This window comes from Pseudomonas sp. Z003-0.4C(8344-21), assembly GCF_900104975.1.
GTDB lineage: Bacteria > Pseudomonadota > Gammaproteobacteria > Pseudomonadales > Pseudomonadaceae > Aquipseudomonas > Aquipseudomonas granadensis.
On the sequence record NZ_LT629756.1, the window covers coordinates 596,688 to 623,124 of the forward strand.

Below are 26,437 nucleotides of genomic sequence, written 5' to 3' on the forward strand. Positions count from 1 at the left end.
CGGATACCCGCCTGTTTGGCAAAAATATCGGAGGCGCGGAACGGTAAATCTCGCGGTTATCGATTGATCATCACGGGTTCTGCGCCACCGCCAATCCAGCCCTGATCGCCGCCAGTGCGGCCTGGTAGTACGCCTTGCCCTCGGTTGACTCGGCAAACGTCGCAAACTCTTCCAGCTCTTCATCCGACAAATCGCGATAGACGTACAGCAGCGTGTTGTTCAGGTCAGCGCCAATCTGATCCATCAAGCGCTGGCGTTGGCCATTGAGCATGCCTTGCGCCTGACCGCCACCCAGCAGCCCCGGAATCATCGAACTGAGACTGTCCGCCGCGACGCCGGCGATCGCCAGGCTGACTTCGGCCCCGGCTTCACGCGCTGGCAAGGCTTGGGCAAGGTGGCCGATGATCAGTTGGCGGTTGTCGCTGGCCTGCATCTTCGGCAGGCCCTTGGCGTTTTTCGCCAGTTGATCGCGGCGGGTCGCGAGCAGTTCGGCGGCGACGATTTTCTTGCCCAGCGGTGACTGGAAGAAGGTCAGCGCCGGTTTCGGGTCGGCGAGTTTCTGCCGCAATTGCGCCTCGGCGCGTTGATCCACGGCCTGTGGGGCAAAACGCTGGTTGCTGTTATTGACCAGAGCCTGGAACACCGCCGGCGGCAGGCTGTTCTGATAGCGCTGCTGGGCGGCACTCAGGGCGTCATTGAAATGCGCACGTTGATCTGGCCAGCCGGCGATCTTGTACAACTGGTCGTAGCCGTCCGCCCAGGCGGGCAACACACAGAACATCAACAGTGAAAAAAGCAAACGGCGCATAGGGACTCCTGTCAGCAGCGGACTATTCTCCGTGCGGTGCCGTTACTTGTCGAGAATTCGTATCAAGCCGCTGCGTGGCTCTGTCGGATTTGTTGCCGCAGGCATACTATGCGCGCCATGCCAATATCCTCTGAACACCCACTGCTGTTACGCATTGTCGACGACCTGGCCGAGCATGGCTGGTCGCAGCAGAATATTTTCCTGCCCCCCGGCCTGACTCGCGAGCTGGCGGCCGAGTGCCGCAAACGTGAGGCCGAGGGTGAGCTGGCGCCGGCGGCGGTCGGACGCGGGCCGTTTTCAGAGATTCGCGAGGGGATTCGCGGCGACCATATCCAATGGATCGACCCGGGCCAGGCCGAGGCCAGTGACCGCTATCTGAACCTGATGGAGAGCCTGCGTGAAGCGCTCAATCGCGGTTTGTTCCTCGGTCTCGAAGATTTCGAATGCCACTTCGCGCTCTATCCGCCCGGCGCGTTTTATCGTCGGCATGTCGACCGTTTTCGCGACGATGACAAGCGCATGGTCTCGGTGGTGGTCTACCTCAACGATGGCTGGCTGCCGGAGGATGGCGGCCAACTGCGCATGTATCTGAATGAAGACCGCGTGCATGACGTACAGCCTACCGGCGGCTGTCTGGTGGTGTTCCTCTCCGGCGAAGTGCCGCATGAAGTGCTGCCGGCCAACCGCGAGCGGCTGTCGCTGACCGGTTGGTTCCGCCGCCGTGGCAATGAGCCGTTCTGACATGCACAGGATTCTGGTCAGCCGCTGCCTGTTGGGCCATCGCGTGCGTTACGACGGTGGCGCCAGCGGGCCGTTTGATCTGCTCGAGCAGTGGATTGCCGAAGGGCGAGTGGTGCCGTTGTGTCCCGAGGTCGCAGGCGGACTGCCAACGCCACGGGCGGCGGCGGAGATTCCGGGCGGGCAGGGTGGCGAGGTGCTGGATGGCACGGCGGCGGTGATCACCACTGCGGGTGAGGATGTCAGCGCGCAGTTTCTCGACGGTGCGCGGCAGGCGCTGGCATTGGTGCAACAGCATGGGATTCGGGTGGCGGTGCTCAAGGCCAACAGTCCTTCTTGCGGGAATCTGTTGACGTACGACGGGACGTTCAGTGGCGTAAAGGTCAGTGGCGAGGGGGTGACGGCGGCGTTGCTCAAGCGTCATGGGGTGCAGGTGTTCAGCGAGCTGGAGTTGCCACAGGCCGCACAGGCTCTGGCGGCTCTCATCTAAAGAACGCCGCAATCTTATGTAGGAGTGAGCCTGCTCGCGATAGCGGTTTGTCAGTTAATCATTCTTCGACTGACACACCGCTATCGCGAGCAGGCTCACTCCTACAGGTTTTGTGTTCACTTGGGTTCGGTGAGCCACTTCTCGGACAACGCCGCCAAACGCCCATCCGCCTTGATCCGCTCCAGCGCACTTTGCAGACTGGCCTGAAACGCCGGATTGCCCTTCTGAAACGGAATCGCCAGCTCCACCGGTTCAAGCGCTTTCGGCTGCTCTGCGTTCAACGCTTGCACCAGCACCATCGGCCGTGGTGACTCATCCTTCTTCGCCAGCAACTGCCCGTCGACCTTGCCATATGGCGCGCTGAAGTCGAAACGATCCTTGAGTTCGGGTGTCAGTGCTATGTGATTCAGCGCGACGTCGTACTTGCCGCTCTCGACGCCCTGGAGCAGATCGCCCTCGTCGGTGACGATGAAGTCGGCGCGCACATCCAGCTCTTTGGCGAGAAGTTGCCCAAGCTCGACCTCGAACCCCGTCAGGGTGTCGCCTTCCTTGTAATTGAAGGGCGGTGTATTAGCCTCAAGGGCTATGCGCAGCTCGCCACGGTCGTTGACGTCATCAATCAGTTCGGCGTGAGCCAGCGGGCTCAGAAGGGGTAGCAGGCAGATCAGGCCAGGCAGAAAACGCATGGTCACTCCTTTGAAATCATTATCGCGATGCTCTGATTCAGGCTCGCTTTGCTATGGTTGTCGAGTGCCTTCGACAACGAATGGTCATGAAGTTGTCATGACCGTGCGGATTTTACGGAAAAACTGGAGAAGAAAATGAAAAGCTTTATGTCACGTGCAGCGTTGGCCGGTGTGCTGATGGGTGTTTCGGTGCTGGCCAGTGCGGCCACGCCGGCGCCGAAGGATGCTGAAGTGTTCATCGTTTCTCCCGAAGACGGGGCCACGGTTTCCCAAGAGTTCAAGGTCAAGTTCGGCGTCAAGAACATCGCGTTGGCACCCGCAGGGGACGTCACCAAGAACACCGGCCACCACCATCTGCTGATCGACGTCGACGACCTGCCGGCCGAAGGCGCGCCGATTCCGACGGATGCTCACCACATGCATTTCGGCAAGGCGCAGACCGAAGCCACGATCAAACTGGCCCCTGGCAAGCACACCTTGCAACTGATCCTCGGCGACAGCGGCCACATGCCGTTCGACCCGTCAATCGTTTCCGAAAAAATCACCGTCAATGTGAAATAAAAAAAGGGAGCCCTGCGGGGCTCCCTTTTTTTATTCAGCTTCAAGTGGCTAGCTGCAAGCGGCGAGTAAAGGCAAAAGCGCTTTTCACTTGCCGCTTGTAGCTTGTGGCTTGTAGCTGTTCTTAGAAAAGAACACGGCTACGGATAGTACCGTTGACGTGTTGCAGCTTCTCTTGCGCCAGCTCCGAGTATTCGGCGTCGACGTCGATCACCACGTAGCCAACCTTCTCGTTGGTCTGCAGGAACTGACCGGAGATGTTGATGCCGTTTTCGGCGAAGACCTTGTTGATCTCGCTCATCACACCCGGGATGTTCTCGTGGATGTGCAGCAGGCGGTGCTTGCCAGGGTGGGCCGGCAGGGCCACTTCCGGGAAGTTGACCGACGATACCGATGTACCGTTGTCGCTGTACTTGACCAGTTTTTCCGCCACTTCCAGACCGATGTTGGCTTGCGCTTCGGCGGTCGAGCCACCGATGTGCGGGGTCAGGATCACGTTGTCGAGGCCACGCAGCGGGCTTTCGAACTCTTCGTCGTTGGAACGCGGTTCAACCGGGAACACGTCGATGGCCGCGCCGATCAGGTGCTTGTCCTTGATCGCTGCCGCCAGGTGGTCCAGCTCGACCACGGTGCCGCGTGCGGCGTTGATCAGGATGCCGCCCTTCTTGATGGCACGGATTTCCTTCTCGCCGATCATCCACTGGGTCGCAGCGGTTTCCGGAACGTGCAGGGTGACGATGTCGGACATGCCCAGCAGCTCGTGCAGGTTGTTGACCTGCGTAGCGTTGCCCAGCGGCAGCTTGGTCACGGTGTCATAGAAGAACACCTGCATGCCCAGGCCTTCGGCCAGAACCGACAATTGCGTGCCGATCGAGCCGTAGCCGACGATGCCCAGCTTCTTGCCGCGGATCTCGAAGGAATTGGCCGCAGATTTGATCCAGCCGCCACGGTGGCAGGACGCGTTTTTCTCCGGGATTCCGCGCAGCAGCAGGATCGCTTCGGCCAGCACCAGCTCGGCTACCGAGCGGGTGTTGGAGTACGGCGCGTTGAACACGGCGATGCCGCGCTCGCGGGCTGCGCCCAGGTCAACCTGATTGGTGCCGATGCAGAAACAGCCGACCGCGACCAGCTTCTTCGCGTGATCGAAGATCTCTTCGGTCAGTTGCGTGCGCGAGCGAATGCCGATGAAGTGAGCGTCAGCGATCTTTTCCTTGAGCTGGGCATCCGGCAGAGAACTGGTGTGGTACTCGATGCTGGTGTAGCCCGCCGCCTTGAGGACGTCGACAGCCGATTGGTGGACGCCTTCGAGAAGAAGGAACTTGATCTTGCTCTTATCGAGAGAAGTCTTGCTCATCTGCGTAAACCTGTATCCCGGAGAAAAATGGCAGGGAGGGAGCAGCCTGGAGCTGACCCGCACGGCAACAAAGCCGTCACCGCGGATCTGGCCTTGGGCACTGTCCTGCGGGGTCGGTATGCTAGCATAGCCACCCCGCTAAACACTCATTCCTGCGACGTGAAGCGTTCTCAGGATGACCATGAATTGTTCGAGAGTTCTGTCGATGACCAATCCTGCGCTGATTGATGAACTGAAGACCCTGGTCGAGCCTGGCAAGGTCCTGACCGACGCCGACTCCCTGAATGCTTACGGCAAGGATTGGACCAAGCACTTCGCTCCGGCGCCAAGTGCCATCGTGTTTCCCAAGACCATCGAGCAGGTGCAGGCCGTGGTGCGCTGGGCCAATACCCACAAGGTCGCGCTGGTGCCATCGGGCGGGCGCACCGGGCTGTCCGCCGCCGCAGTCGCGGCCAACGGCGAAGTGGTGGTCTCGTTCGATTACATGAATCAGATTCTCGACGTGAACCTCACCGATCGCACCGCCGTGTGTCAGCCAGGTGTGGTCACCGAGCATTTGCAAAACGTCGCCGAAGAAAACGGTCTCTACTACCCAGTCGACTTCGCTTCGGCAGGTTCGAGCCAGATTGGCGGCAACATCGGCACCAATGCCGGCGGGATCAAGGTGATTCGCTACGGCATGACCCGTAACTGGGTCGCCGGCATGAAAGTCGTCACCGGCAAGGGCGACGTGCTCGAACTGAACAAGGACCTGATCAAGAACGCCACCGGTTACGATCTGCGCCAGTTGTTCATCGGCGCCGAAGGCACCCTCGGTTTCGTCGTCGAAGCGACCATGCGTCTGGATCGCGCGCCGAAAAATCTCACGGCGATGGTGCTCGGCACTGCCGATTTCGATTCGATCATGCCGGTGCTTCACGCCTTCCAGGGCAAGCTCGACCTGACCGCGTTCGAATTCTTCTCCGACAAGGCCCTCGCCAAAGTCATGGGCCGCGGCGATGTGCCGGCGCCGTTCGATACCGACTGCCCGTTCTACGCCCTGCTCGAATTCGAGGCGACCACCGAAGAGGTGGCCAACAGCGCCTTGGAAACCTTCGAACACTGCGTCGAACAGGGCTGGGTGCTCGATGGCGTGATGAGCCAGAGCGAAACCCAGCTGCACAACCTGTGGAAGCTGCGCGAGTACATCTCCGAAACCATCTCGCATTGGACGCCGTACAAAAACGACATTTCAGTCACCGTTTCGAAAGTCCCGGCGTTTCTGAAGGAAATCGACGCGATCGTCGGTGAACACTACCCCGATTTCGAGATCGTCTGGTTCGGCCACATCGGCGACGGCAACCTGCACCTGAACATCCTCAAGCCGGATAACCTGAGCAAGGACGAGTTCTTCGCCAAGTGCGCCACGGTCAACAAGTGGGTGTTCGAAACCGTCGAGAAGTACAACGGTTCGATTTCCGCCGAGCACGGTGTCGGTATGACCAAGCGGGATTACCTGACCTACAGCCGTTCGCCGGCCGAGATCGAGTACATGAAAGCGGTCAAAGCGGTGTTCGACCCGAACGGCATCATGAACCCGGGCAAGATTTTCGCGGTTTGATCAGCAATCTCTGATGAATCAATGAAGGCAGGAGTCGGTAAATGAGCTATCAGCACCAGTATGTCGACGGCACGCGCATCCACTTCCCGATCGGGAAAGTCGTGTGCATTGGCCGTAATTACGCCGAGCACGCCAAGGAACTGGACAACCCGGTCCCGACCGAGCCGCTGCTGTTCATCAAGCCGGGCAGTTGCGTGGTGCCGCTGGAAGGCGGTTTCAGCATTCCCACCGAGCGCGGTTCGGTGCACTACGAAGCGGAAATCGCCGTGCTGATCGGCAAGCCGCTGTCGACCAGACCGAGCCGTGAAGAAGTGCTCGATGCGATCTCCGGTTTCGCCCCGGCGCTGGACCTGACCCTGCGCGACAAGCAGGCGGAGCTCAAAGCCAAGGGCCTGCCGTGGGAAATTGCCAAGTCGTTCGACGGCGCGGCGGTGCTGGCGCCGTTTGTGGTCGGCAGCACATTCCCTGACCTGACTGATATCGGCATTCGCCTGACCATCAACGGCGAAGTGCGCCAAGACGGCAACAGCAGCGCCATGCTCAACCCGATCGTGCCGATGATCCAGCACATGGCCGGCTGCTTCTCGCTGCAGGCCGGTGACGTGATTCTCACCGGCACGCCAGTGGGCGTCGGCCCGCTGAACGTCGGCGACGACATCGTCCTCGAACTGGTGGGCGCGAGCCGCTTCGAGAGCAGCGTGCGCTAACCGCCACACCGCAAGCCCCTTTGTAAGAGTGAGCCTGCTCGCGATAGCGGTGTGTCAGCCAACAATATATCGACTGACGAACCGCCATCGCGAGCAGGCTCACTCCTACATTTGTTTCGTGTCGCTGCTGGCAATCCCCCCATTTGCCGTTTTTTTCACATCCTGTACGGATAATTCCGCGCATTCTGGCGTCTGAGCCGGCCTCTTTGTGCTATTACCCATAGCCTGAATTTTCGGAACGCGTCCTTCGATGTCATCTCAAACTCAGCTCAAATCTCCTCGCCGCTCGCATTTTGCCCTGCGCTGGTATGTCTGGTTGCTGCTCGCGCTGGCCGCCGCTTATGCGCTGGCGTTCGCCATGCACTGGGATGATCGCGGCGTGCTCTGGGTGCTCGAGCGGTTTGAAAGCAAAGCCGAGCAGAAGGAGAGCATCTGGCTGCCGGATTACCACGTGGTGATCGATGCCAAGCCGCTGCCGGGCATGGAGAAGGACGAGGCCTCGGACCTGTCCTACAACCCGCAGAGCAAAACCCTGTTTTCGGTGATGGGCAAAAACCCGTTTCTGGTTGAGCTGAGCCTGCAAGGCGAGGTGCTGCGCAAGATGCCGCTGGTGGGCTGGAGCAATCCGGAAGGTCTGACCGTGATGGAAAACGGCTTGATGGCAATTGTCGATGAACGCCAGCACACGCTGTCGATCGTCAAGGTCGATGCCAACACCCGCGAACTGAACATTGCTGATTTTCCGAAACATGACCTCGGCCCGTCGAAAGACCAGAACAAGGCCTTCGAGGCGATTACCTGGGATGCACGCAACCAGCAATTGCTGCTGGGTGAGGAGCGGCCGCCGGCGCTGTTCACCTGGAAAAGCGATGGCAGCCAGACACTCAAGGGCGACAAACAAAAGCTGACCAGCGATGAACTGGATATCCGTAACCTCTCCGCGCTGGAGATCGATCCGCGCACCGGCCATCTGCTGGTGTTGTCGGCCGATTCGCACCTGCTGCTGGAGCTGGACGAGAAAGGCGAGCAGGTCAGTTTCATGACCCTGCTCGGCAATTTCAATGGCCTGAAAGACACCATCCCGCGCGCCGAAGGCGTGACCATGGACGAGGCCGGTACGCTGTATATCGTCAGCGAGCCAAACCTGTTCTATCGCTTCGAAAAACAGCAATAACAGCCCTCGCTGCAATTTCGGGCAAGTCTGATTGTCCTGACAGGCAAGTGGCCATTAAGCTTCAGTTCAGACAGGCGTGATATTTCATCCGCCTGTTCTGCTCCCGAGCCCATCCGAATGCGTCGACTTGCCCGTCCCAAGCCTCTGGTTATTTTCCTGTCGGTGATTGCCCTGATCACGTTGATCGGCATCGGCCAATACATGCGTCTGTTCGAGCGTGCCTGGTTCAACCTGCACACGTTGTGGCAGCCGCTGAGTGGCGAGGCCATCGGACTGGATCAATATCGCGTGGACATCGAAGCGCGGGTGATCGAAGGCCTCGACGATGACGTGTCAGCGCTGACCTACGATCCGGTGCGCAAGAGTCTGTTTACCGTCACCAACAAAAACTCGGAGCTGATCGAGCTGTCGCTGCAAGGCCAGATTCTGCGGCGTATCGCCCTGGTCGGTTTCGGCGACCCGGAAGCGGTCGAGTTCATCAGCGCCGATACTTACGTGATCACCGACGAGCGCCAGCAGCGCCTGATCAAGGTGCACCTGGATGCCGACACCACGTTTCTCGACGCCGACGATGCCGAGCAAATGACCCTCGGTGTGCACATGGCCAGCAACAAGGGCTTCGAAGGGCTGGCCTACGATTCGGTGGGCAAGCGCCTGTTTGTCGCGAAAGAGCGTAACCCGATGCTGATCTATGAAGTGCATGGCTTCCCGCATTTCAATCCGGAAAAATCCTACGCGGTGCATGTGATCAACAACCCGAAACGCGATGCCGGGATGTTTGTGCGCGACCTGTCGAGCCTGCAATACGACGAGCGCAGCGGCCATTTGCTGGCGCTGTCGGATGAATCGCGGCTGATTCTGGAGCTGGACGTCGACGGGCGGCCGCTGAGCACCATGTCCATCAGCGGTGGTCGCCAGGGTTTGCAGAAAACCGTGCCGCAGGCTGAAGGCATTGCGATGGATGATGAGGGGACGTTGTATCTGGTGAGTGAGCCGAATTTGTTTTATGTGTTCAAGAAGCCGGCACAGCCCTGACCAACACCCCAAAACACTGTGGGAGCTGGCTTGCCAGCGATGAGGCCATCACTTTCAACGTCATTGTTGACTGACAGGCCGCTATCGCTGGCAAGCCAGCTCCCACAGGTATTTCATTTGCCCACACCAAGGTGGGCAGTCTGGCTTATTCAGCCTTCAGGGTTTTCACCCCTTCACTGGTCCCCAGCAACAACAGATCCGCTGGCCGCGCGGCGAACAGGCCGTTGGTGACCACGCCAACAATCGCGTTGATCTGCGCTTCCAGCTCGACCGGGTTGGTGATCTGCAGGTTGAACACATCAAGGATGATGTTGCCGTTGTCGGTCAGCACACCTTCGCGGTACACCGGGTCGCCGCCGAGTTTCACCAGTTGGCGCGCCACGTGGCTGCGGGCCATCGGGATCACTTCGACTGGCAGCGGGAACTCACCCAGTACCGGCACCAGTTTGCTGGCGTCGGCGATGCAGATGAAGGTCTTGGCCACGGCCGCGACGATCTTCTCGCGGGTCAGGGCGGCGCCGCCGCCCTTGATCAGGTTCAGGTGTGCGTCGCTTTCATCGGCGCCGTCAATGTAGAACTCCAGGTCGCTGACCGTGTTCAGCTCATACACCGGAATGCCGTGACCCTTGAGGCGCGCGGCAGTGGCTTCGGAGCTGGCAACGGCGCCATCGAAAGCGCCCTTGTGCTGGGCCAGGGCATCGATGAAGCAGTTGGCGGTGGAGCCGGTGCCGACGCCGACGATGCTCTTGTCGTCGAGTTTCGGCAGGATGAAGTCGACGGCGGCCTGGGCCACGGCCTGTTTGAGTTGATCCTGGGTCATGCGGGCTCCGAAGCGGGCAAGGGGTGGGCAGAAAGGCCGGCATTATAGCCGCAAGCGCGGCTAAAACCTCTGGATTCGTGTGGTCGCATCGGCAAAAGCCGGGTTAGACTCCCGGGTCCCGCCCAACCGCTCAGTGATGCTTTCCGATGCTTGAACAGTACGTCAAAAAGATCCTCACCTCGCGCGTTTATGACGTTGCCGTAGAAACCCCGCTGCACAACGCCCGTCAGCTCTCCGAGCGGCTGGGCAATGACATCTGGCTGAAGCGTGAAGACTTGCAGCCGGTGTTCTCGTTCAAGATTCGCGGGGCCTACAACAAGCTGACGCAACTGAGCGACGAAGAACGCGCCCGCGGCGTGGTCACCGCGTCGGCGGGCAACCATGCGCAGGGTCTGGCGCTGGCGGCGAAAGTGCTGGGCGTCAAAGCCACCATCGTCATGCCCAAGACCACCCCGGAGATCAAGGTCGAAGGCGTGCGTTCGCGCGGCGGCAAAGTGGTGCTGCACGGTGATTCGTTCCCGGAGGCGCTGGCCTACTCGCTGAAACTGGTCGATGAGAAAGGCTACGTCTACATCCATCCCTACGATGATCCGCACACCATTGCCGGGCAAGGCACCGTGGCGATGGAAATCCTGCGCCAGCACCCGCAGCCACTGGACGCGATTTTCGTCCCGGTGGGCGGCGGTGGTCTGATCGCCGGTATCGCCGCGTATGTGAAATACCTGCGCCCGGACATCAAGGTCATCGGTGTCGAACCGGACGATTCCAATTGCCTGCAAGCGGCGATGGCGGCGGGCGAGCGTGTGGTTCTGCCGACCGTGGGCATCTTTGCCGACGGCGTGGCGGTGGCTCAGATCGGTCAGTACACCTTTGAAATCTGCAAGGATTACGTCGATGAAGTGATCACCGTCAGTACCGACGAGATCTGTGCGGCGATCAAGGATATCTACGACGATACCCGCTCGATCACCGAACCTGCCGGCGCGCTGGGCGTGGCCGGGATCAAGAAATACGTTGAGCAGCGCGGTGTCAGCGGGCAGACCTTCGTCGCCATCGACTCCGGCGCCAACGTCAACTTCGACCGCCTGCGCCACGTCGCCGAGCGCGCCGAGCTGGGGGAGGGCCGCGAAGCGATCATCGCCGTGACCATCCCGGAGAAGGCCGGCAGCTTCAAGGCGTTCTGCGAAGCCGTCGGCAAACGGCAGATCACCGAATTCAACTACCGCTACAACACCGGCAGTGAAGCGCACATCTTCGTTGGCGTACAGACGCACCCGGACAGCGACCCGCGCAGCGCACTGCTGGCGAGCCTGACTGAGCAAGGTTTCCCGGTGGTTGACCTGACCGACAACGAACTGGCCAAGTTGCACATTCGCCACATGGTCGGCGGGCACGCGGCGCATGTCATCGACGAGATGGTGTTCCGCTTCGAATTCCCGGAACGCCCGGGGGCGCTGTTCAACTTCCTCAATAAACTCGGCGGGCGCTGGAACATTTCGATGTTCCACTACCGCAACCACGGCGCCGCCGATGGCCGTGTGGTTGCGGGCCTGCAGGTTCCCCATGACGAGCGTCATCTGGTGCCAGCGGCACTGGCGGAAATCGGCTACCCGTACTGGGATGAAAGCGAGAACCCGGCCTATCAGCTGTTTCTTGGCTGAGCGGCTACGCTGAAGGGCATGGCCCAAGGAAGAGAAACACATGGAAACCCTGACAACCCTGACAACCCTGAAGGTCCTTCACGTCGTGGCGACCGTGGTCATCCTCGCGAGCGGGCTGTTGCTCGCCGTCCTGACCTGGCGTAATCGCAGCGAAGGGCCGGCCACGACGATGCGGCGGCCCTGGCTGTTTATCTGGTGTCTGATGCTGACCGGTATTCTCAGCATGCCGTTTACCGGCTGGTGGCTGGTGCACCTGATAGGCTGGCCATTGGGGCAATTGTGGATTCTGGGCTCCAGCGTGATCTATGCCGTGGCCGCGTTCAGTGCGGTCTGGCTGCTGGTGCGGCTGGATCGGTTATGGACCACCGGGGTGGGCAACCGCAGATTCAATCTGGCGCTGGCGATTGTCAGCGGCGTTGGATTTCTGGCCATCGCGGGGTTGATGGGGGCCAAGCCGGTTTAGGGCTTGAGGCCGCGTCGCCCCTATCGCTGGCAAGCCAGCTCCCACAAGGATTTCCAGTGAACACAGCTTGTGTGACCAGCCGAAAAACCTGTGGGAGCTGGCTTGCCAGCGATGGCCATTTCAGCCGCGCAGACTGATCACTGGCCAACCGCGCCTCTCGGCCTCGGCGCGCAGATTCGGGTCCGGATCAACCGCCACCGGATTCGCCACCTGCTCCAGCAACGGCAGATCATTCATCGAATCGCTGTAAAAATAGCTGTCTTCCAGCGAATACCCGGTCTCTTTCAGCCAGCGATTCAACCGCGTCACCTTGCCCTCACGAAAGCACGGAATGTCGGTGCTGCGCCCGCTGTAGCGGCCGTCGATCATTTCGCATTCGGTGGCGATCAGGGTTTCCACGCCCAGGCGCACGGCAATCGGGGCGGTGACGAAGCGGTTGGTCGCGGTGATGATCACCAGTTTGTCGCCGGCGTCGCGGTGTTGTTTCAGCAATTCCAGCGCCTTGGGCAACATGATCGGCTCGATGCAGTCGCGCATGTAATCGCTGTGCCAGGCGTCCAGCACGGCCATTTCGGTGCGGCCGAGGATCTCCAGGCAGAAATTCAGATATGCCGCGTTATCCAGCTTGCCGGCCAGGTAATCCTGATAGAACTCGTCGTTGCGCGCCTTGTAGGCGATCGGGTCGAGGAAGCCGCGCTCGCACAGATAGTCGCCCCAGGCGTGATCGCTGTCGCCGCCCAGAAGGGTGTTGTCCAAATCGAATAGAGCCAGGCGCATTGCAGTTACCCGCTGAAAAGTCAGTAAAAAGGCGACAAGAATACGGTCTTTTCACAAGAGTGCACATAAGCTCGGAAGCTTCGTTGCCGCCTGATCAACCTTTGTGGAACAATGCGGCGACATGCGTTTGCGAGGTTGTTGCCGTGATCGACCCCGATGGTTTCCGTCCCAATGTCGGGATCATTCTGACGAATGACGCCGGCCAGGTGCTATGGGCTCGCCGTATCAATCAGGACGCCTGGCAGTTTCCGCAAGGGGGAATCAACCCTGAAGAGACGCCGGAAGACGCCTTGTACCGCGAGCTGAACGAAGAAGTTGGCCTGGAACGTGAAGATGTTGAAATACTGGCCTGTACCCGAGGCTGGTTGCGCTATCGTTTGCCGCAACGCCTGGTGCGTACCCACAGCCAACCGCTGTGCATCGGCCAGAAACAGAAATGGTTTCTCCTGCGCCTGATCTCCAACGAGCAGCGGGTGCGGATGGATTTGACCGGTAAACCGGAATTCGATGGCTGGCGCTGGGTCAGCTATTGGTATCCGTTGGGCCAGGTGGTGACATTCAAGCGCGAGGTGTATCGACGCGCTCTCAAAGAGCTTGCCCCGCGCCTTTTAGCGCGCGACTGACGACGGAGTTCGACCCCGAGCCATGCTCAATACGCTGCGCAAGATCGTCCAGGAAGTTAACTCCGCCAAGGATCTCAAGGCGGCGTTGGGGATTATTGTGTTGCGCGTCAAAGAGGCCATGGGCAGCCAGGTCTGCTCGGTCTACCTGCTTGATCCCGAGACCAACCGCTTCGTCCTGATGGCCACCGAGGGCTTGAACAAGCGCTCGATCGGCAAGGTCAGCATGGCACCCAACGAAGGTCTGGTCGGTCTGGTCGGCACGCGTGAAGAACCTCTGAACCTCGAAAACGCCGCGGACCACCCGCGTTATCGTTACTTCGCCGAAACCGGTGAAGAGCGGTATGCCTCGTTCCTTGGCGCGCCGATCATTCACCACCGCCGCGTGGTCGGCGTGCTGGTCATCCAGCAAAAAGAACGCCGCCAGTTCGACGAAGGTGAAGAAGCCTTCCTTGTGACCATGAGCGCACAGCTCGCCGGGGTGATCGCCCACGCCGAGGCCACCGGTTCGATCCGTGGTCTGGGCCGGCAGGGCAAGGGCATTCAGGAAGCCAAGTTCGTTGGCGTGCCGGGCTCGCCGGGAGCAGCGGTCGGTACCGCGGTGGTCATGCTGCCGCCGGCGGATCTGGACGTGGTGCCGGACAAGACCGTCACCGACATCGACGCCGAGCTGGCGCTGTTCAAGACCGCCATCGAAGGCGTGCGTGCCGACATGCGCACCTTGTCGGCGAAACTCGCGACCCAGTTGCGCCCGGAAGAACGTGCGCTGTTCGACGTCTACCTGATGATGCTCGACGATGCCTCGCTGGGCAGCGAAGTCACCACGGTAATCAAGACCGGCCAGTGGGCCCAGGGCGCGCTGCGCCAGGTGGTCACCGATCACGTCAACCGTTTCGAACTGATGGATGACGCCTACCTGCGTGAGCGCGCCTCGGACGTCAAAGACCTCGGTCGCCGCTTGCTGGCCTATCTGCAGGAAGAGCGTCAGCAGAATCTGGTCTATCCGGAAAAAACCATTCTGGTCAGTGAAGAGCTGACCCCGGCGATGCTCGGCGAAGTGCCGGAAGGCACGCTGGTCGGTCTGGTGTCGGTACTCGGTTCGGGTAACTCCCACGTCGCGATCCTCGCCCGGGCCATGGGCATTCCGACGGTAATGGGTCTGGTCGATCTGCCGTACGCCAAGGTCGACGGCATCGAAATGATCGTCGACGGCGTACGTGGCGAGGTCTACACCAACCCGAGCGAAGTGCTACGCAAGCAGTTCGCGGAAATAGTCGAAGAAGAGAAACAACTGGCGCTGGGCCTCGATGCCCTGCGCGATCTGCCGTGCGTGACCCTCGACGGCCACCGCATGCCGCTGTGGGTCAACACCGGCCTGCTGGCGGATGTGGCGCGGGCGCAGAAGCGCGGCGCCGAAGGCGTTGGTCTGTACCGCACCGAAGTGCCGTTCATGATCAACCAGCGCTTCCCGAGCGAGAAGGAACAACTGGCGATCTACCGTGAGCAGCTCGCCGCATTCCATCCGCAACCGGTGACCATGCGCAGCCTCGACATCGGCGGTGACAAGTCGCTGTCGTACTTCCCGATCAAGGAAGACAACCCGTTCCTCGGCTGGCGCGGCATTCGCGTCACCCTCGATCACCCGGAAATCTTCCTGGTGCAGACCCGCGCAATGCTCAAGGCCAGCGAAGGCCTGAACAACCTGCGGATTCTACTGCCGATGATCTCCGGCACTCACGAACTCGAAGAAGCCCTGCACCTGATTCACCGGGCCTGGGGCGAAGTGCGCGACGAAGGCACCGACGTGCCGATGCCGCCGATCGGCGTGATGATCGAAATCCCCGCCGCGGTGTACCAGACCAAAGAGCTGGCGCGGATGGTCGACTTCCTCTCGGTCGGTTCCAACGACCTGACCCAGTACCTGCTGGCGGTCGACCGTAATAACCCGCGGGTGGCCGATCTTTACGACTACCTGCACCCGGCGGTGCTGCAAGCCCTGCAAACTGTCGTGCGTGACGCGCATGCCGAAGGCAAGCCGGTGAGTATCTGCGGCGAAATGGCCGGCGATCCGGCGGCGGCGGTGCTGTTGATGGCGATGGGTTTCGACAGCCTGTCGATGAACGCCACCAACTTGCCGAAGGTCAAGTGGATGCTGCGTCAGGTCAATCTGAGCAAGGCGCAGGAGTTGTTGGCGGAGTTGATGACGATTGATAACCCGCAGGTTATCCACAGCTCGCTGCAATTGGCGCTGAAGAATCTTGGGTTGGCGAAGATGAATGCGCCGGTGGTTAACAAAGCGCTCTGAAGATCAACAGCCCCTCACCCTAGCCCTCTCCCGGGGGGAGAGGGGACTGATTGGGGAATGCTGCAGGACTGCGCCGAACTGACAGTGCTTCGCTGAATCCATAATCGACCCACACGGATCTGAAAGTGCTTCGCTGAATCCATAATCGACTCGGTCTTTCAGGTCGATGCACAACTCACGACACCTCGGTCGGCTCCCTCTCCCTTCGGGAGAGGGCGGGGGGTGAGGGTAAGCTTTTGAACTAGACGCAAATCTCAACTTCGCCCAAATGTCCCCCATACGGCCCAAAACTGCGCTCAACCATCCGCCGCGTCCCATCCGCCTGCACCACCAGCGCCGTACTCGCCCGCGTCCCGTAACTCTGGCTGGCGATAAACACACTCGACAGCAGCGCTTCAGTCGCCATCCCCACCCCGGTATCCGGCAACTCGGCTTCGGGCGGCGTCTGCGCATCACTCAGTAATTCCAGCAACCGCTCGGGCTGCGGATCGTCCAGCACCGCGTTCAGTGCCGCTTTGGCCTTGAGCAGCTTCGGCCACGGCGTATCGAGCCCGGCGTTGGACAAGCCATAAACCCCCGGAGCGAGCATCACCGGCTCGGACGCCCGCGCATTGAAATGCCACAGCTCGTGACTATTGCCGAGCAGCAAGTTAAACCCGGCGTACTCCCCGGCGCGGCCAACCACATCGCTCAAATAATCATCAATCGACGCATTGCCGCTGAGAAACCGCGCCACCAGTTCCCCGCGCGACTTCAGCGCCGGCGGCTGTTGCGGGTCGCGAATGTTGGTCAGCGCGGCAAAGCGCCCATTGGCGCCAATCCCCAGCCAGGTGCCGCCGGCTTCCAGGTCCCGTCCGGCGTGGACCTCTGGCGACTCGGGCCACGACGCCAATGGCAGGCTCGGCCGGGCATAGAACTCGTCTCGGTTGGCCGCGACGATCAGCGGCTGGGCATGGCCCGGGCGCCAGGCAAATACGATCAGACACATAAGGTGGTCCTTGTGTGATTTTTGCTCACTCTACGCATCCGGCCTCCGTGCATCCATCGCCAGTGGAGCCAAAGGGTGTGCATCCGTTACCATGCCGCTCCTGTTTTGCGGATGCGGTCCGGGGAGACGCTCGTGGAATTTCTGCTGTATCTGGCGCTGGGCGCCTGTGCGGGCGTGCTGGCCGGGCTGTTTGGTGTCGGCGGCGGGATCATTATCGTCCCGGTGCTGGTGTTCAGTTTCACCCTGCAGGGTTTCGATCAGTCGATTCTCACCCATCTGGCGGTCGGCACGTCGCTGGCGACGATCATCTTCACCTCGGTCAACGCCGTGCGTGAGCATCACCGCCGGGGTGCGGTGCGCTGGCCGATATTCATGTGGATGACCGTCGGCATTCTGCTCGGCGCCGGTTTCGGTGCGCTGACGGCCGAGGCGATTTCCGGGCCGAACCTGCAGAAAATCATTGGAGTGTTCGCCCTGCTGGTCTCGGTGCAACTGGCGCTGGACGTCAAACCCAAGGCCAGCCGAACGGTGCCGGGTAAATTCGGTCTGACCGCCGCGGGCACGGTGATTGGCTGGGCGTCGGCAATTTTCGGTATTGGTGGCGGCTCGCTGACCGTGCCGTTTCTGACCTGGCGCAGCGTGCCGATGCAGCAGGCCGTGGCGACGTCATCGGCGTGTGGTCTGCCGATCGCTTTGGCCAGTGCGGCAAGTTTCATGATTCTGGGGTGGCACGATCCATTGTTGCCACCGCATAGTCTCGGTTTTGTGTATTTGCCGGCGTTGTTGGGCATTGCCCTGACCAGCATGGTCTTCGCCCGTCTCGGCGCGCGTCTGGCGCACAGGTTGTCGCCGCGCTTGCTGAAACGGCTGTTCGCCGCTTTGCTGTTCAGCGTCGGGTTGAGCTTCCTGTTGTAAAAATCCTGGCTTAATCCTGTGGTGGCAGCGTCGCCCGGGAATTCTGGTTTCACTCTTACGAGGAGTCGCAATGCTGCCTTACCCGCAGATCGACCCGGTGGCCCTGGCCATCGGTCCGCTGAAAATCCACTGGTACGGGCTGATGTACCTGATCGGCATCGGCGGTGCGTGGCTGCTGGCGTCGCGCCGGCTCAACCGTTTCGACCCGACCTGGACCAAGGAAAAACTTTCCGATCTGGTGTTCTGGCTATCGATGGGCGTGATTGTCGGCGGGCGGTTGGGTTATGTGCTGTTCTACGACCTGAGCGCTTATCTGGCCAACCCGACGCTGATTTTCGAAGTCTGGAAGGGCGGCATGTCGTTCCACGGCGGCTTCATCGGCGTAATGCTTGCGGCCCTGTGGTTCGGCAAGCGTAACGGCAAGTCGTTTTTCCAGTTGATGGACTTCGTCGCGCCGATGGTGCCGATCGGTCTGGGTGCCGGGCGTATCGGCAACTTCATCAACGCCGAGCTGTGGGGTAAGGCCACCGACGTGCCATGGGCGATGGTGTTCCCGCCGTTCAGCGACCCGGCGCAACTGCCGCGTCACCCATCGCAGCTGTATCAGTTCGCCCTCGAAGGCGTCGCACTGTTCCTTATTCTGTGGCTGTTCTCGCGCAAACCGCGGCCAACCATGGCGGTGTCGGGGATGTTCGCGCTGTTCTATGGGATCTTCCGTTTCATCGTCGAGTTCGTTCGCGTACCGGATGCCCAGCTGGGCTATCTGGCCTGGAACTGGCTGACCATGGGCCAGGTGCTGTGCGTGCCGATGATCGTCGGCGGGCTGTTCCTGATCTGGCTGGCCTATCGTCGCGCCCCGGCAGCGCCGCTCGCCCCGACGGCTTAAACTACGAACCCCGGCGCGCGACGCCGGGGCTCAAAGGACACAGGTAACTCATGAAGCAATATCTCGAACTGGTCTCGCACGTCATCCAGAACGGCACCAAACAGGCCAACCGCACCGGCATCAACACCATCAGTTTTCCGGGGGCGATGCTGCGTTTCGATCTGCAGGAAGGCTTCCCGGCGATCACCACGCGCAAAATGGCCTTCAAATCGGCGATCGGCGAGATGTGCGGCTTCCTCCGTGGTGTGAACAACGCTGCCGAGTTTCGTGCGCTGGGCTGCAAGGTCTGGGACCAGAACGCCAACGAAAACGCGCAGTGGCTGGCCAACCCGTTCCGTCAGGGCGACGACGACCTCGGTGAGATCTATGGCGTGCAATGGCGCAAGTGGCCGGCGTACAAGCAGATCCCGCTGAGCAACACCGCAGCCATCGAACAAACCCTGAACAACGGCTACAAGCAGATCGCCCAAGGCGAAGAAGACGGCCAGGCCTACGTGGTGCTTTACAAAGCCATCGACCAGGTGCGCCAGTGCGTCGACACGATCATCAAGGATCCGGGCAGCCGTCGAATTCTGTTCCACGGCTGGAACGTCGCCCAGCTCGATGAAATGGCCCTGCCGCCATGCCATCTGCTGTACCAGTTCCACCCGAATGTCGAGACCAAAGAGATTTCTCTGACGCTCTACATCCGTTCGAATGACCTGGGCCTGGGCACGCCGTTCAACCTCACCGAAGGCGCCGCGCTGCTGAGCCTGATCGGTCGCCTGACCGGCTACACGCCGCGCTGGTTCACCTATTTCATCGGTGATGCGCACGTCTACGAGAACCATCTGGACATGCTCAACGAACAGCTCAAGCGCGAGCCGTTCGCCATGCCGAAACTGAAAATCTCCGACCGCGTGCCGGAGTTTGCCAAGACTGGCGTGTATCAGCCGGAATGGCTGGAACTGGTCGAGCCGAGCGATTTCTCGCTGGAGGGCTACGAGCATCATGCGCCGATGACCGCGCCGATGGCGGTCTAAGCAACCACGCAATACCCCTTGTAGGAGTGAGCCTGCTCGCGATAGCGGTTGTTCAGTCACATCAATGTTGGATGTGCCGACGTCATCGCGAGCAGGCTCACTCCTACATTTCGATTTGCGTAGGCTCAATGGCCGTGGCTGCGGCCCACGTGGGAGTGTTCGACCTCGGTCGCAACAACCCCGCCACTCACCTCCAGCCGCTGCAAGATCCCGCATTGGTCCGCCTCCGGCCCTTCGCCACAGCGTTGGCGCAGGTCGAGCAGTTGCGTCTGCAACGCCATCAACCCATCAATCCGCGCTTTCACATGCTGAATGTGCTCATCGATCAGCGCATTGACGCTCTCGCACTGATCCTGCGGGCTGTCGCGCAGGGCGAGCAGGCTGCGGATTTCTTCGAGGGTCATGTCGAGGGTGCGGCAGTTGCGGATGAAGGTCAGGCGTTCGGCGTGGGCCTGGGTGTAGACGCGGTAGTTGCCGTCGCTGCGGGCCGGTTCCGGCAGCAGGTTTTCGCGTTCGTAGTAGCGGATGGTTTCCACCGCGCAGTCGGTGAGTTTCGCCAGTTCGCCGATCTTCATGACAGCCATCTCCAGAAGGGTGCTTGACCCTATAGTGGCTACAGGGTCTTTACTTGGCAACAGGCACCTTCATGGACGCGACCAATGAGCGATTCCCAGCACACCCACCCTCACACCCACAAGCCGGGCGACGGGCACGATCACAGCCATAAATTGCAGCCTGTGCATCAACATGCACATGGCGGCGATGCCTGCTGCGGGTCGAAAGCTGCGCCGGCCCCGGTTCATTCGCACGAAGATGCCTGCTGCTCGTCGAAAGCCGCTGCGCCTGCCTTGGTGCAACTGAGCGAAGCGACCAGCGCCGATGCGCGCCTGAGCAGCTTCCGCATCGAGGCGATGGACTGCCCGACCGAGCAGACGCTGATCCAGAACAAGCTGGGCAAACTGGCGGGCATCCAGCAGTTGGAATTCAACCTGATCAACCGCGTGCTCGGCGTCACCCACAGCTTGCCGGACACGGCGCCGATCGTGGACGCGATCAAGTCGATTGGCATGCTCGCCGAGCCGCTGGAGGCGGGCGTCGAAGCGCCGGCCCCGGCGCCAGTGAAAAAACACTGGTGGCCGCTGGCGCTGTCCGGTGTCGCGGCGCTGGCCGCCGAAGTCATCCACTTCAGCAACGCTGCGCCGACCTGGGTAGTGGCGATCATTGCACTGGTCTCAATCCTCAGCGGTGGCCTCGGCACCTATAAAAAGGGCTGGATCGCCCTGAAGAACCTTAACCTCAACATCAATGCGCTGATGAGCATCGCCGTGACCGGCGCGATCCTCATCGGCCAATGGCCGGAAGCGGCGATGGTGATGTTCCTGTTCACCGTTGCCGAACTGATCGAAGCACGTTCGCTGGACCGGGCGCGCAATGCGATCAGTGGCTTGATGCAGATGACCCCGGAACAAGCGACGGTCTTGCAGGCGGACGGAAGCTGGGCCGAACAGGAGGTGAAAAGCGTCGAACTCGGCGCCCGCGTGCGGGTGAAACCGGGCGAGCGCATCGCGCTGGACGGTGAGGTGGTCAGCGGCAGCTCGACGATTGATCAGGCGCCGATCACCGGTGAAAGCCTGCCGGTGGAAAAGTCCGCCGGCGATAAAGTCTTCGCCGGCACCATCAACCAGGCCGGCTCGCTGGAGTACGGGGTCACTGCGGCGGCGAATAACTCGACCCTGGCGCGGATCATCCACGCCGTCGAACAGGCTCAGGGTGCGCGTGCGCCGACCCAGCGTTTCGTCGACCAGTTCTCGAAAATCTATACCCCGGCGGTGTTCGTGTTTGCCCTGGCTGTGGCGATTATCCCGCCGCTGTTCATGGGCGCCGTGTGGTTCGACTGGATCTATCGTGCCCTGGTGTTGCTGGTGGTGGCGTGCCCGTGTGCGCTGGTGATTTCCACCCCGGTGACCATCGTCAGCGGCCTCGCTGCGGCGGCGCGCAAAGGCATTCTGGTCAAGGGTGGCGTGTACCTGGAGGGCGGTTTCAAGCTCGATTATCTGGCGCTGGATAAAACCGGAACGATCACCCACGGCAAACCGGTGCAGACCGATTACCTGTGCCTGGAAGCAACCGCCGAGAGCACCGCGCCGGCCATCGCCGCCGCCTTGGCCGGGCGCTCCGATCACCCGGTATCGCTGGCCATCGCCAACGCCGCTGTGGATAAAAACTTCGCTGCGCCGATTGTGGATAACTTCGAAGCGCTCGGCGGGCGGGGCGTCAAAGGCGAAATCGACGGCCAGACCTACCACTTGGGTAATCATCGTCTGGTTGAAGAGCTGGGCCTGTGCTCGCCGCAACTGGAAGAGAAGCTGTTTGCACTGGAGAAACAGGGCAAGTCCGTGGTGCTGCTGCTCGACAGCTCTGGCCCGCTGGCGCTGTTCGCAGTGGCTGACACGGTCAAGGAAAGCAGCCGGGAGGCGATTCGTCAGTTGCATGAACTCGGGGTGAAAACCCTGATGCTCACCGGTGACAATGCACACACGGCCGAGGCGATTGCCGCGCAGGTCGGCATCGACGAAGCCCGAGGCGATCTGCTGCCGACCGACAAACTGCAAGCCATCGAAGCTCTGTACAAAAAGGGCCACCGGGTCGGCATGGTCGGCGACGGCATCAATGACGCGCCGGCACTGGCCCGCGCCGAGATCGGTTTCGCTATGGCCGCTGCCGGTACTGATACCGCGATCGAAACCGCCGATGTCGCGTTGATGGACGACGATCTGCGCAAGATCCCGGCGTTCATCAGCCTGTCGCGCAATACCGCCAGCATCTTGAAACAGAACATCGCCCTGGCCTTGGTGATCAAGGCTATCTTTCTTGGGGTAACCTTCGCCGGGCTCGCCACCATGTGGATGGCGGTGTTTGCCGACATGGGCGTGAGTCTGTTGGTGGTGTTCAACGGTTTGCGCCTGCTGCGCAAGTAAGTGACGAGGGTGGGTTGTGCTGAGTGCCGAGCTGAAAGCGTTTTACATGGTCGCCCGCCTGGGCAGCATCACGCTGGCGGCGAAGAAACTCGGCCTCAGTCAACCGACCGTGACCACGCAGATCCGCAATCTGGAAAGCCAGTATTCGGTGGAGCTGTTCTACCGCGGCGGCCGCCGTCTCAGCGTCAGCGACGAAGGCGCGCGTTTGCTGCCAATGGTCAAGACGCTGTTGCAGCAAGAGGCCGACATCGAGTTCTTTCTGCGCAACAGCGGTCAGGTGCAAGGCACCTTGCGCATCGCCGCGACGGCACCGTATTACATCCTCGATCTGGTGAAGACCTTTCGCGAACGCTTGCCGCAGGTGGAAGTGTCGGTGGAAATCGGCAACTCGCAGCAGGTCCTCGAAGCGCTGGAGGATTACCGGGTGGACATCGCCGCGTCATCGCAGTTGCTGGATGATGCGCGGCTGATTCGCCGGGTGCTCGGCACTGATCCGCTGGTGCTGGCCGTGCATCGCAACCATCCGCTGGCGACGCAGACGCATGTGGCGTTGGCGGCGCTGGCCGGTCACACCTTGTTGATGCGGGAATCCGGCTCGACCACGCGGCGCCTGACCGAAGAATTGCTGGCCAGCGCCGGCGTGAGTTTCGGGCCGCTGCTGGAGATCGGCAGCCGCGAGTCGATCCGCGAGGCGGTGCTGCGCAACATCGGCATCAGCATCATCGCCCGCCAGGAGGTGCCGCATGATCCGCAGCTGCGTGTGCTGACGATCGAGAATGCGCCGCAGATTCCGGAGTATCTGTATTGCCTCAAAGAGAGGAAGGGCGCGCGGTTGCCGGCGGCGTTCCTTGGCCTGGCGCAGGAAATGTCCCCCGTCTGAGATCTTCAGTGCCGGTGCTAGCGATGGCGTCAGCCCGGGCGACACAGAATCAAACCCAAATCCCCGAATATCACTATCGGCGCTTTTTGCCTCACTGCCACATGACGGACGCATTACAACCCTAGGATTGGCCTCATCCGTTTGATGAGGTCTGCCCATGAACCCTGCCATCGCAACTGCCCTGACCAACCCCGGTGCGCCAATGAAAGTGCGGAGCGTACAGAAGCGCTTCGGCGCGTTCACCGCGCTGGATAACGTCTCGCTCGATGTCGCCGCCGGTGAACTGGTCTGTCTGCTCGGCCCGTCGGGTTGTGGCAAGACCACGCTGCTGCGCTGCATCGCCGGGCTGGAAAAACAGGACAGCGGCGAGTTGTACCTCGGCGATCGCGACGTCTCGCACCTCGCCCCGCAAGCACGTGACTACGGGATTCTGTTCCAGTCCTACGCGCTGTTCCCCAATCTGACCGTCGAAGCGAACATTGCCTACGGCCTCGCCGGCAGCGGTCGCGACGAAGTGCGTCGCCGTGTCGGGCAGATGCTCGAACTGGTCGGCCTCACCGGCAGCGAGAAAAAGTACCCCGGCCAGTTGTCCGGCGGCCAGCAACAGCGTGTTGCGCTGGCCCGCGCGCTGGCGCCGGCACCGTCACTGCTGTTGCTCGATGAGCCGATGTCGGCCCTCGACGCTCGCGTTCGTGAGCATCTGTGCACCGAGCTGCGCCAGCTGCAGCGCAACCTCGGCATCACCACCCTGATGGTCACGCACAACCAGGACGAAGCCATGCTGATGGCCGACCGCATCGCGGTGATGAACAACGGCCGCGTCGAGCAATACGCCACCCCGCAGGAAATCTACAACCGTCCGGCCACGCCGTTCGTGGCCGAGTTCGTCGGTCAGGGTAACTGGCTGCCGTTCCAGCGCAGCAGCGACAGCCACGCCCAGGTTGGCGGGATGAATCTGCGCCTGGCCGATGGCAGCGTGCAGAGCGCCTCGGGTCGATTGTTCTGCCGCCCGGAAGCGATCAACGTCAACCCGCCGGTGCACGAAGAAAACCTGTTCCCGGCCAAGGTCCGCGAGATCACCTTTCTCGGCAACCGCTGCCGCATGAGCTTCGAACTCGATCAATTGCCCGGCCATGCGCTGCTCGCCGAACTGGCACCGGAAGCGATGCCGCGTCTGGGTGCGCAGCAAATCATGGTCGCCTTGCCGCCGCGCAGCCTGCAGGTGTTTGCCTGATGAGCGCCGGGATTGCCTTGCCCTTGCCGACCAAGCAGGTGCGGCAGACTTCCCGTGCCGAAATCGGCGATCGGATCTTTGTGCTCGGCGGCAAGGTCCTCTGGCTGCTGTTGCTCGGTGTCGCGGTGCTGCTGCCATTGCTGGCGATCTTCTGGCGCGGCTTCAGCAGCGAGGCCGGGCAGGGCGGAGGTTTGCTCGCGGCGAAAGAGCTGGTAACCAGCGCGAATTTCCACTGGCTGCTCGGCAACAGTCTGAAAGTTTCCCTCAGCGTCGCGGCGATTGTCGTACCGCTGGCCTACCTGTTTGCCTACGCCCTGCAACGCACGCTGATTCCGGGCAAAGGCATCTGGCGGGGGATCTCGTTGCTGCCGCTGATGGCGCCGTCGATGCTGCCGGGGATCGCGTTGGTCTATCTGTTCGGCAACCAGGGCATGTTGCGCGGGCTGCTCTCGGACAACATCTACGGATTCTGGGGCATCGTGCTCGGCGAGGTGATTTACACTTTCCCGCATGCGCTGATGATTTTGCTGTCGGCGTTGTCGCTGGCCGATGCGCGCCTGTTCGACGCCGCATCGAGCATGGGCGCCAGTCCGGCCAAGGCGTTTCGCAGCATCACCTGGCCGGCGACACGGCAGGCAGTGTTCGCCGCGTTCTGTCTGGTGTTCACCCTGACCATCACCGATTTCGGTGTGCCGGTGGTGGTCGGTGGCGACTATCAAGTGCTGGCGCTGGAGGCCTACAAAGCTGTGGTCGGCCAACAGCAGTTCGGGCGCGGCGCGTTGATCGGCATGGTGTTGCTGCTGCCGGCGCTGTTCAGTTTCGGGGTCGATGCCTGGCTGCGCCGTCGGCATGGCGACTCCATGAGCGGTCGCGCGCAGGTGTTCAAACCGACACCGTCGACCCTGCGCGACGGCTGCTATCTGGCGATTGTCGTGTTGATCAGCGCCGCTTTGATTCTGGTGTTCGGCATGGCGGTGTTCTCGTCCCTGGTGAAGTTCTGGCCATACAACCTGTCACTGTCGCTCAACCATTACCAGTTCAACGAGACCGCTGGCGGCGGCTGGCTGGCCTACGGCAACAGTTTGAAAATGGCATTGGGTACGGCGCTGATCGGCAGCGTGCTGATCTTCACCGGCGCTTATCTGATGGAGAAAACCCGTACCCAGCGCGGCTTGAACCTCACGCTACGCATGCTCAGCTTCGTGCCGATGGCCGTGCCGGGACTGGTGCTTGGCCTGGGTTACGTTTTCTTCTTCAACCTCAGCGGCAACCCGCTGCACGTGCTGTACGGGACGATGACGCTGCTGATCGTCTGCACCATCGCGCACTACCTGACCACCGCACAAATGACCGCGACCACCGCGCTGCGCCAGCTCGACGCCGAGTTCGAAGCGGCGGCGCTGTCGCTGAAGGCGCCGCTGTATCGGCATTACTTGCGCGTGACCGTGCCGATCTGCCTGCCGGCGCTGCTGGACATCGTGCGCTACCTGTTCGTCTCGGCGATGACCACGGTGTCGGCGGCGATCTTCCTCTACAGCCCCGACACCATCCTCGCCGCGGTGGCGGTGCTGAACATGGACGACGCCGGCAACGTCGGCGGCGCGGCGGCGATGTCGACCCTGATTCTGTTCACCTCGGCGGGCGTGTCCTTGCTGCTGGCGTGGGCTTCGCGCGGCTTGCTGCGCCGTTCCCAGGCCTGGCGGCAAACCGCGCCCGGTCACTGATTCCCACCCCGTTC

Annotated in this window: 25 protein-coding genes; 18 read left to right on the top strand and 7 right to left on the bottom strand. The window is 61.3% G+C overall.

Annotation, left to right across the window (positions count from 1 at the left end; all coding sequences use genetic code 11):
* Positions 1–70 precede the first annotated feature (70 nt).
* Positions 71–808: a DUF2059 domain-containing protein gene (locus BLU24_RS02725; RefSeq protein WP_093097337.1), complete on the bottom strand. Its 738-nt coding sequence runs from the start codon at positions 806–808 to the stop codon at positions 71–73.
* A 108-nt stretch (positions 809–916) separates the two neighbouring features.
* Between BLU24_RS02725 and BLU24_RS02730 the strand changes: the two genes are divergently transcribed.
* Together BLU24_RS02730 and BLU24_RS02735 are read left to right on the top strand one after the other, a co-directional pair.
* Complete coding sequence (locus BLU24_RS02730; protein ID WP_093097340.1) at positions 917–1,549, top strand: 2OG-Fe(II) oxygenase; 633 nt, start codon at positions 917–919, stop codon at positions 1,547–1,549.
* Position 1,550: 1 nt separating this feature from the next.
* Entirely contained in the window at positions 1,551–2,036 is a 486-nt protein-coding gene (locus tag BLU24_RS02735) for a DUF523 domain-containing protein (protein WP_093097343.1), read from the top strand.
* Between the two features lie 116 nt (positions 2,037–2,152).
* On the opposite strand, the gene BLU24_RS02740 is transcribed toward BLU24_RS02735, so the two are convergent.
* Positions 2,153–2,722 (bottom strand): transporter substrate-binding domain-containing protein, encoded by a 570-nt coding sequence (locus tag BLU24_RS02740; RefSeq protein WP_093097346.1) that lies wholly within the window; start codon positions 2,720–2,722, stop codon positions 2,153–2,155.
* A gap of 135 nt (positions 2,723–2,857) precedes the next feature.
* Between BLU24_RS02740 and BLU24_RS02745 the strand changes: the two genes are divergently transcribed.
* The gene (locus BLU24_RS02745; RefSeq protein ID WP_093097349.1) at positions 2,858–3,283 is read left to right on the top strand and encodes a DUF4399 domain-containing protein; all 426 of its coding nucleotides are present in this window, start codon (positions 2,858–2,860) and stop codon (positions 3,281–3,283) included.
* A gap of 121 nt (positions 3,284–3,404) precedes the next feature.
* Here the strand turns inward: BLU24_RS02745 and serA are convergent, their stop codons facing one another.
* Positions 3,405–4,634: a phosphoglycerate dehydrogenase gene (gene serA / locus BLU24_RS02750; RefSeq protein WP_090287262.1), complete on the bottom strand. Its 1,230-nt coding sequence runs from the start codon at positions 4,632–4,634 to the stop codon at positions 3,405–3,407.
* Positions 4,635–4,839: 205 nt separating this feature from the next.
* On the opposite strand from serA, the gene BLU24_RS02760 reads away from it, so the two are divergent.
* The 4 genes from BLU24_RS02760 (at position 4,840) to BLU24_RS02775 (ending at position 9,150) form a co-directional block, all read left to right on the top strand.
* Positions 4,840–6,234: an FAD-binding oxidoreductase gene (locus BLU24_RS02760; protein ID WP_093097352.1), complete on the top strand. Its 1,395-nt coding sequence runs from the start codon at positions 4,840–4,842 to the stop codon at positions 6,232–6,234.
* Positions 6,235–6,275: 41 nt separating this feature from the next.
* A complete protein-coding gene (locus BLU24_RS02765; RefSeq protein ID WP_093097355.1) occupies positions 6,276–6,941 on the top strand; it encodes a fumarylacetoacetate hydrolase family protein in 666 nt (221 codons plus the stop codon).
* Between the two features lie 250 nt (positions 6,942–7,191).
* The gene (locus BLU24_RS02770; protein WP_093097357.1) at positions 7,192–8,115 is read left to right on the top strand and encodes an SdiA-regulated domain-containing protein; all 924 of its coding nucleotides are present in this window, start codon (positions 7,192–7,194) and stop codon (positions 8,113–8,115) included.
* Between the two features lie 117 nt (positions 8,116–8,232).
* The gene (locus BLU24_RS02775) at positions 8,233–9,150 is read left to right on the top strand and encodes an SdiA-regulated domain-containing protein (protein WP_093097360.1); all 918 of its coding nucleotides are present in this window, start codon (positions 8,233–8,235) and stop codon (positions 9,148–9,150) included.
* Positions 9,151–9,295: 145 nt separating this feature from the next.
* Here the strand turns inward: BLU24_RS02775 and rpiA are convergent, their stop codons facing one another.
* Complete coding sequence (gene rpiA, locus BLU24_RS02780) at positions 9,296–9,970, bottom strand: ribose-5-phosphate isomerase RpiA (protein ID WP_039757496.1); 675 nt, start codon at positions 9,968–9,970, stop codon at positions 9,296–9,298.
* A 146-nt stretch (positions 9,971–10,116) separates the two neighbouring features.
* Here rpiA and ilvA point away from each other — a divergent pair, with 146 nt between their 5' ends.
* Together ilvA and BLU24_RS02790 are read left to right on the top strand one after the other, a co-directional pair.
* Positions 10,117–11,631 (top strand): threonine ammonia-lyase, biosynthetic, encoded by a 1,515-nt coding sequence (gene ilvA, locus BLU24_RS02785; RefSeq protein ID WP_090287251.1) that lies wholly within the window; start codon positions 10,117–10,119, stop codon positions 11,629–11,631.
* A gap of 49 nt (positions 11,632–11,680) precedes the next feature.
* A complete protein-coding gene (locus tag BLU24_RS02790; protein ID WP_093106389.1) occupies positions 11,681–12,094 on the top strand; it encodes a DUF2269 family protein in 414 nt (137 codons plus the stop codon).
* Positions 12,095–12,214: 120 nt separating this feature from the next.
* Here BLU24_RS02790 and BLU24_RS02795 read toward each other — a convergent pair whose 3' ends face one another.
* The gene (locus BLU24_RS02795) at positions 12,215–12,871 is read right to left on the bottom strand and encodes an HAD family hydrolase (protein WP_093097363.1); all 657 of its coding nucleotides are present in this window, start codon (positions 12,869–12,871) and stop codon (positions 12,215–12,217) included.
* Positions 12,872–13,014: 143 nt separating this feature from the next.
* Here BLU24_RS02795 and BLU24_RS02800 point away from each other — a divergent pair, with 143 nt between their 5' ends.
* Together BLU24_RS02800 and ptsP are read left to right on the top strand one after the other, a co-directional pair.
* Positions 13,015–13,494 carry an RNA pyrophosphohydrolase gene (locus BLU24_RS02800; protein WP_003229203.1) on the top strand — a complete coding sequence of 160 codons (480 nt, stop codon included), beginning with the start codon at positions 13,015–13,017 and terminating at the stop codon, positions 13,492–13,494.
* A gap of 22 nt (positions 13,495–13,516) precedes the next feature.
* Positions 13,517–15,796 carry a phosphoenolpyruvate--protein phosphotransferase gene (gene ptsP / locus BLU24_RS02805; RefSeq protein WP_093097365.1) on the top strand — a complete coding sequence of 760 codons (2,280 nt, stop codon included), beginning with the start codon at positions 13,517–13,519 and terminating at the stop codon, positions 15,794–15,796.
* A 241-nt stretch (positions 15,797–16,037) separates the two neighbouring features.
* Here ptsP and BLU24_RS02810 read toward each other — a convergent pair whose 3' ends face one another.
* Positions 16,038–16,784, bottom strand: coding sequence for an NRDE family protein (locus BLU24_RS02810; RefSeq protein WP_093097367.1), 747 nt, complete (start codon positions 16,782–16,784; stop codon positions 16,038–16,040).
* Between the two features lie 132 nt (positions 16,785–16,916).
* On the opposite strand from BLU24_RS02810, the gene BLU24_RS02815 reads away from it, so the two are divergent.
* The 3 genes from BLU24_RS02815 to BLU24_RS02825 all read left to right on the top strand — a co-directional run bounded on the left by BLU24_RS02815 (position 16,917) and on the right by BLU24_RS02825 (position 19,607).
* The gene (locus BLU24_RS02815) at positions 16,917–17,699 is read left to right on the top strand and encodes a sulfite exporter TauE/SafE family protein (protein ID WP_093097369.1); all 783 of its coding nucleotides are present in this window, start codon (positions 16,917–16,919) and stop codon (positions 17,697–17,699) included.
* A gap of 70 nt (positions 17,700–17,769) precedes the next feature.
* Positions 17,770–18,585 (top strand): prolipoprotein diacylglyceryl transferase, encoded by an 816-nt coding sequence (gene lgt / locus BLU24_RS02820; protein WP_090287239.1) that lies wholly within the window; start codon positions 17,770–17,772, stop codon positions 18,583–18,585.
* A gap of 50 nt (positions 18,586–18,635) precedes the next feature.
* Positions 18,636–19,607: a thymidylate synthase gene (locus tag BLU24_RS02825; protein WP_093097371.1), complete on the top strand. Its 972-nt coding sequence runs from the start codon at positions 18,636–18,638 to the stop codon at positions 19,605–19,607.
* A 125-nt stretch (positions 19,608–19,732) separates the two neighbouring features.
* Here BLU24_RS02825 and cadR read toward each other — a convergent pair whose 3' ends face one another.
* Positions 19,733–20,182: a Cd(II)/Pb(II)-responsive transcriptional regulator gene (gene cadR, locus BLU24_RS02830; RefSeq protein ID WP_093097372.1), complete on the bottom strand. Its 450-nt coding sequence runs from the start codon at positions 20,180–20,182 to the stop codon at positions 19,733–19,735.
* Between the two features lie 84 nt (positions 20,183–20,266).
* Between cadR and BLU24_RS02835 the strand changes: the two genes are divergently transcribed.
* The 4 genes from BLU24_RS02835 (at position 20,267) to BLU24_RS02850 (ending at position 26,423) form a co-directional block, all read left to right on the top strand.
* On the top strand, positions 20,267–22,585 hold the full coding sequence (locus tag BLU24_RS02835) for a heavy metal translocating P-type ATPase (RefSeq protein WP_093097375.1): 2,319 nt from the start codon (positions 20,267–20,269) through the stop codon (positions 22,583–22,585).
* Positions 22,586–22,601: 16 nt separating this feature from the next.
* Positions 22,602–23,465, top strand: coding sequence for a LysR family transcriptional regulator (locus BLU24_RS02840; protein WP_093097377.1), 864 nt, complete (start codon positions 22,602–22,604; stop codon positions 23,463–23,465).
* A 157-nt stretch (positions 23,466–23,622) separates the two neighbouring features.
* Positions 23,623–24,699, top strand: coding sequence for a putative 2-aminoethylphosphonate ABC transporter ATP-binding protein (locus BLU24_RS02845; RefSeq protein WP_093097379.1), 1,077 nt, complete (start codon positions 23,623–23,625; stop codon positions 24,697–24,699).
* Positions 24,699–26,423, top strand: a complete 1,725-nt coding sequence (locus tag BLU24_RS02850; RefSeq protein ID WP_093097381.1) for a putative 2-aminoethylphosphonate ABC transporter permease subunit — start codon at positions 24,699–24,701, stop codon at positions 26,421–26,423. The genes BLU24_RS02845 and BLU24_RS02850 overlap by 1 nt, the downstream gene beginning before the upstream one ends.
* The last annotated feature ends 14 nt before the right edge of the window (positions 26,424–26,437 follow it).

What these genes read in the sequence shown, in the direction of transcription:
- rpiA (WP_039757496.1), bottom strand. Translation starts at nt 9,970, where the DNA reads ATGACCCAGGATCAACTCAAACAGGCCGTGGCCCAGGCCGCCGTCGAC.
- BLU24_RS02745 (WP_093097349.1), top strand. Translation starts at nt 2,858, where the DNA reads ATGAAAAGCTTTATGTCACGTGCAGCGTTGGCCGGTGTGCTGATGGGT.
- BLU24_RS02730 (WP_093097340.1), top strand. Translation starts at nt 917, where the DNA reads ATGCGCGCCATGCCAATATCCTCTGAACACCCACTGCTGTTACGCATT.
- BLU24_RS02765 (WP_093097355.1), top strand. Translation starts at nt 6,276, where the DNA reads ATGAGCTATCAGCACCAGTATGTCGACGGCACGCGCATCCACTTCCCG.
- BLU24_RS02835 (WP_093097375.1), top strand. Translation starts at nt 20,267, where the DNA reads ATGAGCGATTCCCAGCACACCCACCCTCACACCCACAAGCCGGGCGAC.
- BLU24_RS02760 (WP_093097352.1), top strand. Translation starts at nt 4,840, where the DNA reads ATGACCAATCCTGCGCTGATTGATGAACTGAAGACCCTGGTCGAGCCT.
- BLU24_RS02770 (WP_093097357.1), top strand. Translation starts at nt 7,192, where the DNA reads ATGTCATCTCAAACTCAGCTCAAATCTCCTCGCCGCTCGCATTTTGCC.
- BLU24_RS02725 (WP_093097337.1), bottom strand. Translation starts at nt 808, where the DNA reads ATGCGCCGTTTGCTTTTTTCACTGTTGATGTTCTGTGTGTTGCCCGCC.
- serA (WP_090287262.1), bottom strand. Translation starts at nt 4,634, where the DNA reads ATGAGCAAGACTTCTCTCGATAAGAGCAAGATCAAGTTCCTTCTTCTC.
- BLU24_RS02825 (WP_093097371.1), top strand. Translation starts at nt 18,636, where the DNA reads ATGAAGCAATATCTCGAACTGGTCTCGCACGTCATCCAGAACGGCACC.
- BLU24_RS02735 (WP_093097343.1), top strand. Translation starts at nt 1,551, where the DNA reads ATGCACAGGATTCTGGTCAGCCGCTGCCTGTTGGGCCATCGCGTGCGT.
- ptsP (WP_093097365.1), top strand. Translation starts at nt 13,517, where the DNA reads ATGCTCAATACGCTGCGCAAGATCGTCCAGGAAGTTAACTCCGCCAAG.
- cadR (WP_093097372.1), bottom strand. Translation starts at nt 20,182, where the DNA reads ATGAAGATCGGCGAACTGGCGAAACTCACCGACTGCGCGGTGGAAACC.
- BLU24_RS02810 (WP_093097367.1), bottom strand. Translation starts at nt 16,784, where the DNA reads ATGTGTCTGATCGTATTTGCCTGGCGCCCGGGCCATGCCCAGCCGCTG.
- BLU24_RS02795 (WP_093097363.1), bottom strand. Translation starts at nt 12,871, where the DNA reads ATGCGCCTGGCTCTATTCGATTTGGACAACACCCTTCTGGGCGGCGAC.
- ilvA (WP_090287251.1), top strand. Translation starts at nt 10,117, where the DNA reads ATGCTTGAACAGTACGTCAAAAAGATCCTCACCTCGCGCGTTTATGAC.
- BLU24_RS02775 (WP_093097360.1), top strand. Translation starts at nt 8,233, where the DNA reads ATGCGTCGACTTGCCCGTCCCAAGCCTCTGGTTATTTTCCTGTCGGTG.
- BLU24_RS02845 (WP_093097379.1), top strand. Translation starts at nt 23,623, where the DNA reads ATGAACCCTGCCATCGCAACTGCCCTGACCAACCCCGGTGCGCCAATG.
- BLU24_RS02850 (WP_093097381.1), top strand. Translation starts at nt 24,699, where the DNA reads ATGAGCGCCGGGATTGCCTTGCCCTTGCCGACCAAGCAGGTGCGGCAG.
- BLU24_RS02740 (WP_093097346.1), bottom strand. Translation starts at nt 2,722, where the DNA reads ATGCGTTTTCTGCCTGGCCTGATCTGCCTGCTACCCCTTCTGAGCCCG.
- lgt (WP_090287239.1), top strand. Translation starts at nt 17,770, where the DNA reads ATGCTGCCTTACCCGCAGATCGACCCGGTGGCCCTGGCCATCGGTCCG.